This window comes from Micromonospora halotolerans, from assembly GCF_032108445.1.
GTDB lineage: Bacteria > Actinomycetota > Actinomycetes > Mycobacteriales > Micromonosporaceae > Micromonospora > Micromonospora halotolerans.
Genome location: NZ_CP134876.1, coordinates 6856926 through 6869630 on the forward strand (window position 1 = coordinate 6856926; position 12705 = coordinate 6869630).

4 protein-coding genes are annotated in these 12705 nt (G+C 77.1%); all 4 read right to left on the bottom strand.

Going from position 1 to position 12705, the window contains the following annotated elements:
* Positions 1-30: 30 nt before the first annotated feature.
* Genes RMN56_RS32165 through RMN56_RS32180 form a run of 4 tightly spaced genes read right to left on the bottom strand, consistent with a single transcriptional unit; the run spans position 31 to position 12399 of the window.
* Positions 31-3531 carry a non-ribosomal peptide synthetase gene (locus RMN56_RS32165; RefSeq protein WP_313721633.1) on the bottom strand — a complete coding sequence of 1167 codons (3501 nt, stop codon included), beginning with the start codon at positions 3529-3531 and terminating at the stop codon, positions 31-33.
* Complete coding sequence (locus RMN56_RS32170) at positions 3528-5831, bottom strand: lantibiotic dehydratase (RefSeq protein WP_313721634.1); 2304 nt, start codon at positions 5829-5831, stop codon at positions 3528-3530. The genes RMN56_RS32165 and RMN56_RS32170 overlap by 4 nt, the downstream gene beginning before the upstream one ends.
* A complete protein-coding gene (locus tag RMN56_RS32175; protein WP_313721635.1) occupies positions 5828-8947 on the bottom strand; it encodes a thioesterase domain-containing protein in 3120 nt (1039 codons plus the stop codon). The genes RMN56_RS32170 and RMN56_RS32175 overlap by 4 nt, the downstream gene beginning before the upstream one ends.
* Positions 8944-12399 carry an AMP-binding protein gene (locus RMN56_RS32180; protein ID WP_313721636.1) on the bottom strand — a complete coding sequence of 1152 codons (3456 nt, stop codon included), beginning with the start codon at positions 12397-12399 and terminating at the stop codon, positions 8944-8946. Before RMN56_RS32180 ends, RMN56_RS32175 begins: the two co-directional genes overlap by 4 nt.
* Between the last annotated feature and the right edge of the window lie 306 nt (positions 12400-12705).

A 12705-nucleotide genomic window follows, 5' to 3' on the forward strand; every position in this document is an offset into this window, starting at 1 on the left:
TCACGCGGTGCGTCGGGGCGGGGTACGGCGTCAGGGCTGGTTCGGTCGTCGGGGTGGGGTACGGCGGGCGCGGCCACGCCGGGCGGCGGCGCGCAGCGCGGCCCGGGCGAGTTCCGGCCGGTCGGCGGCGCCGTCGAGGCTGGCGGCGAGGGCCCGTACGGTCGGGTGGCGGAACAGGTCGAGCATGGTGAGGGAGCGGCCGGTGGCCTCGGTGAGCCGGGCGTGCACCGCGGCGAGGGCCATCGAGTGGCCGCCGATGTCGAAGAAGTTGTCGGCGACGCCCACCCGGTCCCGGCCGAGCACGTCCCGCCAGATGCCGGCGATCAGCTCCTCGGTGGCGGTGAGCGCGTCCGGCCCGGTGGGCAGCGGGGCCCGGGCCGGCTCGGCGGCCGCCACGGTCATCGCGCCGAGCGCCGCCACCCGTACGGCCGGGCGGGGCAGCTCGGTGGCGACCTCGTCGGCGGGCGCGTCCGGGTCGGCCGCGAGGGCGCCGACCAGGTCGGCCAGGTCGGCCAGGAGCGCCTCGATCCGCTCGGCGTCGAACAGGTCCGGGTTGTGCACCACCTCGACACCGGCCCGGCCGTCGCGTTCCACCACGTAGACGGTGATGTCGAACGGTGAGCCGGGCTTCGGCACCGGCACCGGCTCGACCGACAGGCCGGTCAGCGCGAGCCGGGGCGGCACGAAGTTGAGCACGTTGAACAGCACCTGCACGAGCGGGGCGCGGGAGGTGTCCCGGCCGACGCCGAGCGCCTCGACGATCCGTTCCAGCGGGGCGCCGGGATGCTCGGTGACCGCGTGCAGCTCGGCGGCGCACCGGTCGACCAGCCCCGCGAAGGTCGCCCCACCGGTGCGGACCCGCACGGGCACGGTGTCGATGAAGAAGCCGATGACGTCGTCGAAGGCGGCCAGCCGCCGGTCGGCGACGATCGCGCCGAGCACGTGGTCGTCGCCGCCGGTGAGCCGGCGCAGCAGCTCGCCGAAGCCGGCCAGCAGCACGGCCGCCACGGTGGTGCCGCGCCGGGCGGCCAGGTCGCGCACCGCCCGGTCGGCCGCACCGGTGAGCCGCACCGCGGCCTCGACGCCGGCGTAGGTCTGCACCGCCGGGCGGGGCCGGTCGCGGGGCAGGTCCAGCACGGTCGGGGCGCCGGCCAGGTGCCCGGTCCACCAGGCCAGGTCGGCCGCGCCCCGGCGGCGGTCGCGCTCCGCCCGCCAGACCGCGTAGTCGGCGTACGTGGCGGGCAGCGGCGGCCGGGCCGGCGGCTCACCGGCGACCGCCCGGGCGTACGCGCCGGCCAGCTCGTCGTAGAGCAGCGCCTCGGACCAGCCGTCGAAGACCGCGTGGTGCACGGTGACGGCGAGCACGTGGGTGTCGGCGGCCAGCCGGTAGACGGTCACCTGCCAGGGCGGCCCGGTGGCCAGGTCGAACGAGTGCCCGGCGCCGGCCGCGAGCATGGTGGCCAGCTCCGCCTCGGCGTCGGCGGCGCCGGTCAGGTCGACCACCGGCACGGCCACGTCGGTCGGCTCCTCGCGGACCGCGTACGGCACGCCGCCGGTCTGCGGGATCCGCCAGCGCAGCACGTCGTGCCGCTCGGCCACGGCGCGCAGCGCGGCGCCGAGCGCGGCGGTGTCCAGCGGCCCGCTCAGCCGGTGCGCGACGGCGATGTTGTAGGGCGCGCTGGACGGGGCGAGCTGGTCCATGAACCAGAGCCGCCGCTGCGGCGGGGAGAGGGTGGGCGGGTTGCCGGTGGTCAGCTCGTCGCCGTCGGCGGGCGCGGCGGCCCGCACCCGATCGACCAGCGCGCCGAAGGTGCGGTCGGTGAACAGCACCCGGGTGTCCACCCGCCGGCCCAGCTCGGCGCGGAGTGCGGCGACCAGTCGCATGGCGGCGATGGAGTTACCGCCGGCGGACAGGAAGTCGCTGTCCGGGCCGGGGTTCGCGCCGAGCAGCCGGATCCAGAGCCGCCGGACGGCCGCCTCCACCGGGTCGCCGCCGGGGATCTCCGCCGCCTCCGGCAGCGCGGCGACCGCCAGCGCGCGCAGCGCGGGCCGGTCCAGCTTGCCGCTGGTCGGGCTGACCGGCAGCGCGGCCAGCCGCACCGTCCGGGCCGGCAGCATGGCGGTGGTCAGCCGGGGCCCGGCGTACGCCCGCAGCGCCTCGTCGCCGGGCGCGCCGGCGGGGGTGAGGAAGGCGACCAGCTCGGTGCCGGCCGGGCCGGGCACGGCCTCCACGGCCACCCGGTCGACGCCGGGGTGGCCGGCCAGCACGGCCTCGACCTCGCCCAGCTCGATCCGCTGGCCGCGCACCTTGACCTGCCGGTCGGCCCGGCCGAGGTAGACGATCCGGCCGTCCGGCGCCTGCCGGACCAGGTCGCCCGTGCGGTAGAGCCGCTCCCCCGGCCGGTCGCCGAACGGGTCGGGCACGAACCGCTCGGCGGTCAGCCCGGGCCGGTCGAGGTAGCCGTCGGCCAGGCCGGGACCGCCGATCAGCAGCTCGCCGGTCTCGCCCGCTGGCACCGGGCACAGATCGGCGTCCACCACGTACGCCCGGTGGTTGGGCAGGGGCAGGCCGATCGGCACCGGGTCGGTGTCGGCGGCGGTGAGGTCACCGCTGACCGCCAGCACGGTGGTCTCGGTGGGGCCGTAGCCGTTGAGGAACCGCCGGCCGGGGGCCCAGCGAGCGACCAGCTCGGCCGGGACCGCCTCGCCGCCGCAGAGCAGCACCCGCCACGACGGCAGCTCCGCCGGGTCGAGCAGGGCGAGCACGGTCGGGGTGATGAAACCCCAGGTCACCTCGTGCGCGGCGACGAACCGGGCCAGCCGGACGGGGTCGGCCCGGTCGTCGGTGCCGAGCAGCTGCACCGCGCCGCCGAGCAGCAGCGGCACGAACAGGTCCATGGTGGCCGCGTCGAAGCCGAGCGAGGCGATGCCGAGGCTGCGTACCGAGGCGTCGGCACCGGTCAGCGCGGCGACCCCGGTGACGAACTCGACGGCGTTGCGGTGGGTGGTGAGCACCCCCTTGGGCCGGCCGGTGGAGCCGGAGGTGAACAGCACGTACGCCGGGTCGCCGGGGCACGCCGGGCAGGGTGCGAGGGGAGCCGGGCCGGGCAGCCCGACCGCCTCCACACCGGGCTCGCCGCCGAACTCGGCCGCCGCGGTGTCGCCGACGACCACCCGGACCCCGGCGTCCCGGGCGATCTCGCGCAGCCGCTCGCGGGGGCCGCCCGGCTCCAGCGGCACGTACACGGCGCCGGCCAGCAGCACGCCGACCACCGTGACCACCAGGTCGGGGGTACGCGCGCCGCACACCCCGACCCGGTCGCCGCGGCCCACGCCGCGCTCGCGCAGGGCGGCGGCCACCCCGGCGGCCCGCTCGACGAGCTGCCGGTAGGTCAGCCGGGTGTCCCACTGGCGTACCGCCACGGCGTCGGGGGTGCGGGCGGCCTGCGCGGCGATCAGTTCGGCCAGGGTGGCGTCCGGCCAGGGCAGGTCCGCCCCGTACGCGGCGCTGACGGTCAGGATGTCGGTCACCCGTGGTCTCCCCGGTGCTCGGCTGGGTCGGTGATCTGGAGGCGGAGTTCGTTGACGTAGCCCCGCCCCCGCGCGTCGGTGATCCACGACTCGGCCGGGTCGGGCAGCAGCTCGGTGACCACCACGGCCACGTCGGGGCCGGTGCGGGCGGCGGCGTCGACCATGGCGCACAGCGAATGGGCGTGCAGCGGGCCGGTCAGGTCGACGTAGCAGGGCTTGACCTCGGTGCCGACCTTCACGAAGACCCGCTCGGGCAGGCCGAGCCGCTGCCGCAGGCGCCGCACCGCGAGGTAGCGCTCGGCCTCGCCGCTCACCCCGGCCAGCCCGGACTCCCCGACCGTGGTGCGCCAGGTGCGCCGGGCCACCACCAGCCGGTCGATGGTGATGCGAGGCATGTGCGGGGCCGGGTCGAGCAGCTTGAAGCTGTCCAGCAGCAGCGCGGCGAGCAGGTTGCCGAACACCTCGGTGAGCGGCCACCGCCGCCCGTCGGGGAAGACCGCGTCGAACTCGCCGCCGGCGCGCTCGATCCGCACGTCGGTGGCCGGGACGAGGCGGTCCAGGTCGGCGCCCCGGGCCGTGTCGATGCCGATCTGCCGGTCCTGCGGACCGGTCAGCTCGTAGGTGGTCCGGGTGGTCAGCCGCGGGTAGTTGGCCGGGTAGACCACGCGCAGCCGGACCGGCCCGAGGTCGGCGTCGAAGCCGGCGCGCAGCACCGCGGGGTCCGGGTGGAACGGGGTGAGCACGGCACTGTCGAAGGTGGCCAGGCTCGGGTGCAGCTCGCCGAGGACCAGCAGGAACTCGCCCCGGTTGAGCGCGCCGAGGTCGGCGGCGGCGATCTGCACGTCGGGGCTGTGGATCCGGGCGGACGGCCAGCCGGGGCCGTCGGCGGCGAACAGCTCGGCGGCCCGGGCGGCCAGGTCGGCGCTGCGCAGGGTCAGCTCCGCCTGTCCGGGCGGCAGGTCGGCCAGCCCGCACAGCTCTCGCCAGCGGGCGGTCAGCCCGGCGGCGGCGCGCTGGAGCGGGCCGCCGGGGGCGAGCAGCAGCCCCTGGGCGGGCGCCCACACGTCGGCGAGCCGGACCGGGCCGTCCTCGGCCAGTTCGGCGTGGAGGTCGGCGACGACCGCCGTGCAGGCCGCGCCCACCTCGGCGGTCAGCCAGCGGGCCGCCGTCAGCACCACGGCGAGCGGCTCGGCCAGCGCCTCCCGCACCGGCGCGCCCACCCGCACGTCCAGGTCCCGTTCGGTCTCCTCGTAGACCAGGGTGCGGCCGGCGTACATCTGGCCGGCGTGCCGGGTCGCGGCGGCCCCGGTGACCGCGGTGAACTCGTCGTTCAGCGCGGCCAGCGCGGCGCCCAGCCGGTCCGGGTCGCCGGCCGCGGCGGCCACCGCGTCCCGGGCCGCGCGGAGCCGGTCGAGGCCGGCCTCGGCCACCGCCCGGGCCGCCGGGTCGCCGACGGCGGCGATTCGCTCGGCGAGCACCCGTTCCGCGGCCGGGCTGGTGGGCAGGGCGGCGTCCCAGGCGAGCAGCCCGCGCTCGACCAGCCGGGCGAGCAGCAGGTAGCCGTCGTCGGCAGTGCGCAGGTCGCCGGCGGCCCGGAACCGCTCGACCAGCTCGGCCGCCGTCGTCCGGCCGTCGGCGGCGGCGACCAGCCGCGCCTCCACCGGGGGCAGCTCGACCGGCGGGTGCAGCGGCCGGTGCAGCCGGTTGCCGACCACGGTCAGGTGCGGCGGCCGGGCCGGTGGCCACCAGCGGCGCACCGCCAGGTCGGTGCCGAGCCGGTCGGCGTACGCGGACAGCGCCCACGCCTCGAAGTGGACCCGGCGGCGGCGGACCAGGCCCGCGCCGGGGGTCACCCGCGAGGTGGCCGACTCCGGTTCGAGGGTGCCCCAGGCGACCGGCCCGAAGAACCCGATGGTCTCGGCCTTGCCGCAGTAGCGCTGCCAGTAGCGCAGCAGCGTCATCTCGCGCTTGCGGCGCCGGCTGTTGCGGGTCGCCGGGTCGGTGCGCAGCAGCCCGTCCAGGGCGACGAGCATGTCCCGGTTCTGCCAGGTAACCGCCTCGCGGAGCAACGGGTCGGCGGCGAGGTCGAGGGCCGCCGCGGAGCCCTCGGCGGTCGCCTCGTCCAGCGCCTTGTCGAAGACCTCCCGCGTGCCCTCCGCGGCGAGCAGGGCGTCGGCCGCGGCGGCGGCCTCCGGGGCCGCGAACCGGTCCAGCCCGGCGGCCGGGAAGCCGGCCGTCCGCACCACGGTGTCCCGCCAGACCGACCAGCCGGTGTCTCCCAGCGGCAGCAGGTGGCTCATCGGGTCTCCGTCCCCTGGGTGTCCACGATGTGCAGGCGCAGCTCGCTGAAGTAGCGGCGGCCGGCGCCGTCGGGCACCCAGGCCTGGTCCGTGGTCGGGAGCATCTCGCTGACCGTGAGCGAGACGTCGTCGCCGCCGTCGACCCGGGCGGCCCGGACCATGGCGCAGAACATGTTGGCGAAGCCCGGGCTGGACAGGTCCACGAAGCACGGCTTGGTCTCGGTGCCGAGCTTGACGTAGACCTGCTCGGGCAGGCCGAGCCGGCGCCGCCAGTCCCGCACGGCCAGGAAGCGCTGCCGCTCGCCGGTCGCCGCCGCCAGCCCGCTCTCCCCCACCGTGGTCCGCCAGGTCTGCCGGGCCACCACCAGCCGGTCCAGCGTGATCCGGGGCGTGTACGGCGCCGCGGCGACCAGCTTGAAGCCGTCCACCGCGTGCGCGCTGAACAGCTCGGCGAAGATCTCGGTGAGCGGCCACCGCTGCCCGTCCGAGGCGGTGGCCACGAGCCGGCCGTCGACCTCGCCGACGGTGAGGTCCACTGTGGGCAGCACCCGGGCCGGCTCCCCGCCCGGCGCGTCCTGGAAGGCCAGGTGCCGGTCGGTCGGCCCGGTCAGCGACTCGGAGGTGCGGCTGGTCCGGCGGGGCCACTCGGTGGGGAAGAGCAGCCGGATCCGCCGCTCGCCCAGGTCCTCGGCCAGCGCGGCGCGCAGCCGCTCCACCTCGGGGTGCGACGGGGTGAAGACCGCGCAGTCGAACGACGACCAGGCGGCGTGCAACTCGCCGAGCACCACCGTGTACTCGCCCCGGGCCAGCGCCGCCGCGTCGGTGGCGCAGATCTGCAGGTCGGGGCTGTGCATCACGGCGTTGGACCAGGTCGGCCGGGCGCCCGGGAAGACCGCGTCGATCCGGTCGGCCAGATCGGCCACCCGCAGCCGCACGTCGGTGGTGCCGGGTGGCAGCGCGTCCAGCCCGAACAGCCCGGCCCAGCGGGCGGCGAAGTCGGCGGCGACCCCGTCGACCGGCCGCTCGCCCCCGCCCCAGAACAGGCCCTGGGCCAGGAACCACAGGTCCGCCAGGGCGACCGGCCCGCCGCCGGCCTCGGCGCGCAACTCGTCGTGGAGCCCGCGGAACACCTCGTCGTACGCGTCGGCGAGGGCGTTCGCCATCCACCGGGCGGCGCGCAGCAGCACGTCCAGCGGGGCGGCCAGCTCGGCGAGCAGCGGCGCGCCGAAGACCACGTCCAGGTCGCGGGCGGTGTCCTCGTAGCAGATGGTGCGGCCGGCGTACATCTGGCCGGCCCGGCGGACGGCCGGGCGGCCGGTCAGCTCGGTGAACGTGGCGTCGAGGGTGTCCAGCGCGGCGCGCAGCCGCACCGGGTCGCCGGCCGCCTCGGCCACCGCGTCGCGGGCGGCGCGGAGCCGGTCGAACCCGGCCCGCGCGGCGCTCCGGGCGGCCTCGTCGCCGATCGCCGCGATCCGGTCGCCCAGCACCCGCTCGGCGTCCGGGCTGACCGGCAGGGCCGCGTCCCAGCTGATCAGCTCCCGCTCCACCAGCCGGTCGAGCAGGGCGTAGCCGTCCTCGGGGCGGCGCAGGCCGATGGCCGGGTCGGCCACCAGGTCGGCGGCGTGGCGGTGGCCGTCGGCGGCGGCGAGCAGGGCCGCCTCCACCGGGGTCAGCGCCAGCGGGGGCCGGCCGGGGCGCAGCACGGTCCGGTCCCGGACGGCGAGGTGCGGGCGCAGCACCGGCGGCCACCACCGGCGGACGGCCAGGTCGGCGCCGATCCGCTCGGCGTACGCGGCGAGCGCCCAGGACTCGAACCAGACCCAGCGCCGGCGGGTCAGCCCGGCGCCGGGGCGGATCCGGGCGGTCTCCGGCTGGTCGGGGTCGACGGTCACCCAGCAGCTCGGGCCGAAGAAGCCGACCGTCTCGTTCTTGCCGCCGTAGCGCTGCCAGTACTTGAGCAGCGCCCGCTCCCGGTCCCGCCGCCGCACGTTGCGTGCCGCGTCGGCGCCGCCGCGGGCCAGCCCGTCGAGCGCGACCAGCGCGCCCCGGTTCTGCCAGGTGACCGCCTCGCGCAGCAGCGGGTCGGCGGCCAGCTCGCTGATCCGCTGGGCGCCGGCGCGGACCGCCTCGTCGAACTCCTTGTCGTAGCGGTCCTCGCCGGTGCCGGTGGCGAGCAGCTCGTCGGCCGCCGCGGCGGCCCGGGGCGCGGCGAACAGGTCCAGGCCGTCGGCCGGGAAGCCGGTGGTGCGCAGGATGGCGTCGCGCCACACCGACCAGGCGGTGCCGCCGAGCGGCACCCGGTGCACACCGCCGGCGGTCCCGCGGCCGGCGGTGTGCACCCGGTCCGTACCCGCGGCCGGCCCGCCGGCGCGGGTGGTCCCGGCGGCGAGCGCCGCGGCCAGGTCGGCGCGGATCAGCGCGAGCAGCTCGGGGAGCCGGTCGTGCAGGAAGAAGTGGCCGCCGGCCAGCTCGTGCAGGGTGAACCCGGCGGCGGTGTGCGCGGCCCAGGCGGCGTGCTGCTCGCGGGTGACGGCCCGGTCGTCCCGGCCGCTGAACGCGACGATCGGCAGCGGCAGCGGCTCGCCGGGCACGTACCGGTAGTCGTCCACCCGGCCGAAGTCGGCCCGCAGCAGCGGCAGCAGCAGCTCCACCAGCTCCGGGTGCTCGAACAGCTCGGCGGGCAGGCCGCCGCCGTCGCCGAGGCGGCGCAGCAGCTCGTCGTCGTCCGCGCGGGACAGGCCGTCGAAGGGACCGGGCGCGGTCACGTGCGGGGCGCGGGCGCCGCCGACGTAGAGCCGCAGCGGCAGGGGCCGGCCGGTCCGGCGCAGCTCCCGGACCACGTCGAAGCCGAGCCGGCCGCCCATCGAGTGGCCGTAGAGGGCGTACGGGCGGTCGGCCCGGGCCGCGACGGCGTCGGCCACCTCGGCGACGTCGAAGCGCGGATCCTCGTTGATCCGGTTCTCCCGGCCGGGCAGTTGCACCGGCAGCACCTCGACGTCCGGGCCGATCCCCTCCTGCCAGCGCCGGAACGCGCTCGCGCCGGCACCGGCGTAGGGCAGGCAGAACAACCGCACCGGCGCCTGGGGTCGGCTTCCGGCGGAGACGAACCAGTTCACCGCGGACCTTTCTGGACGGGGTCGATCCAGTACCGCCGGCGCTGGAACGGATAGGTGGGCAGGCCGGTGCGCCGGACCGTGCCCTCGGGGTGCAGGGCGTCCCAGTCGACGTCCCGCCCGGCGACCCAGTCGGCGGCCAGGTCGCGCAGCGGGCCACCCTCGCCCGCGATCCGGGCGCCGGTGTCCAGCAGCGTGTCCAGCCCGGCCAGCGCGCCGGCCAGGTCGGCGGCGACGACCGCGGCCCGGTGGGCGAAGGCCCGCCGGCCGAGCGCCAGGGTGGCGGCCACCTCGGGCAACGCCGGGGCGTCGCCGCCCAGGTGGGCCCGCAGCCGGGCCAGCGCGGCCCGCAACGCCGCCGGGGTACGCGCCGACACCGGCAGCAGCCACGGCCCGTCGCCGGGCGGGTCGGCCGGGTCGGCCGGCGGCGGCTGCTCCACGACGACGTGCGCGTTGGTGCCGCCGAGGCCGAAGGCGCTGACCCCGGCCACCCGGCGCGGCCCCTCGGGCCAGTCGCGGGCCTTGGTGGGCACGTAGAACGGGCCGGCGGACAGGTCGATCTCCGGGTGCGGGCGGGTGAAGTGGAGGTTCGGCGGGATCACCCCGTGCCGCACGGCGAGCACCGCCTTGATCAGCCCGGCGATCCCGGCGGCCGCGTCGAGGTGGCCGATGTTGGTCTTCACCGACCCGAGCGCGCAGCTCTCGGCGGGTGCGGCCCCCGCGTACACCTCGTGCAGCGCGGCGACCTCGATGGCGTCACCGAGCGGCGTGCCGCTGCCGTGCCCCTCCACGAGGCCGACCTCGCCGGGGGCGACCTCGGCGGTGGCCAGCGCGTTGGCCACCGCGGCGGCCTGCCCGGCCGGGCCGGGCACGGCGAAGCCGGCCCGGTCGGCGCCGTCGTTGGTGACCGCCCAGCCGGGCAGGACGGCGTAGATCCGGTCGCCGTCGGCCTGCGCGTCGGCCAGCCGGCGCAGCGCGACCACCCCGCTGCCGGAGCCGAAGCCGGAGCCGTTGGCGCCCTCGTCGAAGGCGCGGCACCGGCCGTCCGGCGAGGCCAGCCCGCCCGGGACGTGCCGGTGCCGGGGCCAGGTGACGGTCACCCCGCCGGCCAGGGCGAGGTCGCACTGGTAGTCGGCCAGGCTCTGCGCGGCCAGGCAGACCGCGACCAGTGAGCTGGAGCAGGCGCTCTGCACGGCCAGGGCGGGCCCGGTGAGCCCGAGCCGGTAGGCGACCTGCCCGGGCAGGTGGTCGGTGAACTGCCGGCCGATCAGCCGGGCCTCCCAGTCATCCGGGTCGACGTCGCCGACCACGGCCGGGTTGTCCATGAGGTGGAACAGGAAGTACCGGTTGGCGGAGGTGGCCGCGTAGACCCCGACCAGGCCGGGAAAGCGTTCCGGGTCGTGCCCGGCGTCCTCCATGGCCTCCCAGGCGGTCTCCAGGAAGAGCCGGTGCTGCGGGTCGGTCCGGGCCGCCTCGTCGGCGGCGAAGGAGAAGAACTCGGCGTCGAAGTCGGCGACCCCGTCGAGCCGGCCGACGGCCCGCACGTGCCGGGGGTCGGCGCGCAGGCCCGGCCCGACGCCGAGCGCGGCCAGCTCCTCGTCGGTGTGCTCGTGGATCGAGTCGACGCCGGTGCACAGGTTCCACCAGAAGGTGGCCACGTCCGGCGCGCCGGGGAAGCGGCCGGCGAGGCCGACCACCGCGATCTCGTCGCCGGTGTAGTCGCGGGCCGCGGCGGCCGGGGCGGCGGGCGCGGGCAGCACCGGGGCGCGGACCGCCTCGGGCGGGGCGTCGAGCAGCGCCGCCTGGGCCGCCACGGTCGGGTGGTCGAAGAGGCGCAGCAGGGGCAGCCGCACGCCGAACGCGTCGGCGAGCCGCTGCTGCACCTGACCCAGCAGCAGGGACTGCCCGCCGACGTCGAAGAAGCTGTCGGTGCGGCCGACCGCCGGGCGGCCGAGCACGGCGCACCAGATGTCGTGCACGGCCCGCTCGGTGTCGGTGGTGGGCGCGGCGCCGGCCGGCGCCTCGGCCGGCGGGTCGGGCAGCGCCCGCTCGTCGACCTTGCCGGTGACGGTGAGCGGGAACTCGTCGAGCAGCACGACGGCGCGGGGCAGCGCGTAGCCGGGCAGCGCGGCGGCGAGCGCGGCGCGCAGCGCGGCCGGGTCGGTGCGGTCGCCGGCCGGGCGGGCGTACGCCAGCAGCTCGCCGTCGCGGGCGATGGCGCGCACGCCGGCCACGCCGGGCTGGGCGGCCAGCACCGCCTCGATCTCGGTCAGCTCGACGCGGTGGCCGCGCACCTTGACCTGCCGGTCGAGCCGGCCGAGGCAGACCAGCTCGCCGTCGGGCAGCCGCCGGCCGAGGTCGCCGGTGCGGTACGACCGCACCCCGGCAGCGTCCACGGTGAACCGGTCGCTGTCCTGGTTGAGGTAGCCGGGCGCGAGGTGCCGGCTGCGGACCACCAGCTCGCCGGTGTCCGGGGCGAGGTCGACCTGGTAGCCGGGGAACGCGGTGCCGATCGGCAACGGGCCGGTGGAGGATGACTCCACGGTGGACAGCGGCAGCACGTGCCGGGCCACGAAGGTCATCTCGGTGGCGCCGTAGCCGTTGACCAGCCGGCAGTCCGGTGCGAACCGGTCCCGGCCGCGGAGGGCGTCCGCGTAGGTGGCCTGCTCGCCGCCGAGCAGCACCACCCGGACCGCGTCGAGGCGCCGGTCGCCGAGGGCGTCCAGCAGGTAGCGGTAGACGGTGGGCGTGCAGTGCAGCACGGTGGCCCGGTGCCGGTCGAGCTGGGCGACGGCGTGGGCGAGCCCCTGCCGGCGCAGGTCGACCGGGACCACCGCGGCGCCGGTGAGCAGCGCCGGGTAGAGGTCGGGGATGGCGGCGTCGAAGCTGAACGAGGCGAGCAGGCTGAGCCGGTCGCTCGGGCCGATCGCCAGCGCGGCGATCTGGTTGTCGGCGACGTGCGCCAGGTTGCGGTGCGTCTGCCCGACGGCCTTCGGCACCCCGGTGGACCCCGAGGTGAACAGCACGTACGCCAGCGCGTCCGGGTCGACCGGCACGGGCCGCAGCGGGGCCGGCGACACCCGGTCCAGCGGTACGACGGTCCGCCCGTCGGCGAGGTCCCGGGCCAGCTCGCGGTGCTCGGCGGCGCAGGCGAGGGCGGTGACCCCGGCGGCGGCGAGCATGTGGCGCAGCCGGTCGACCGGGAAGCCCGGGTCCAGCGGCACGTACGCGCATCCCGCGGCGAGAGCGCCGAGCAGCGCCGCGACGGTCGGAGCGCCGTGCGGGGTGAGCAGGGCGATGCGGTCACCGGGTCGGACGCCGGCGGCGACGAGCGCGGCGGCGTGTCCCCCGGCCATCCCGGCCAACCCGGCGTAAGCGACCTCGTGGGTCTCACCGAGCAGGGCCGGACGTTCACCGTGACGCGCTGCGACCTCGCCGAAACGATTGATGATCATCGGCTGTGCCATGTCAGCGGGCTGATGTTTCCCCATTGACGACAGGCGCGCAGCGTTCAACGAATGTGATCATGATCCCCCCCAGGACTTCACATTGGAGCCAGAATAAAGCTCGATTTCTCGATGGGGAGGGCATCGATGCAGGTCGAGCCGAAGGGATGACGACCCGTGGAAGCTCGGACCGAGGAAATCGACCGATCATCCCTCTAGCGCGTAGACGATTTACCGCGTAAGCGCCTACTCGCGAGTTATTTTACGGTGAAAATACTTCCGGACCGTGGATTTTCCACCGCGAGGGCCTCGTCT

Excerpts from the sequence above, each read along its gene's own strand:
- RMN56_RS32170 (WP_313721634.1), bottom strand. The coding sequence starts at position 5,831 with ATGAGCCACCTGCTGCCGCTGGGAGACACCGGCTGGTCGGTCTGGCGG.
- RMN56_RS32180 (WP_313721636.1), bottom strand. The coding sequence starts at position 12,399 with ATGATCATCAATCGTTTCGGCGAGGTCGCAGCGCGTCACGGTGAACGT.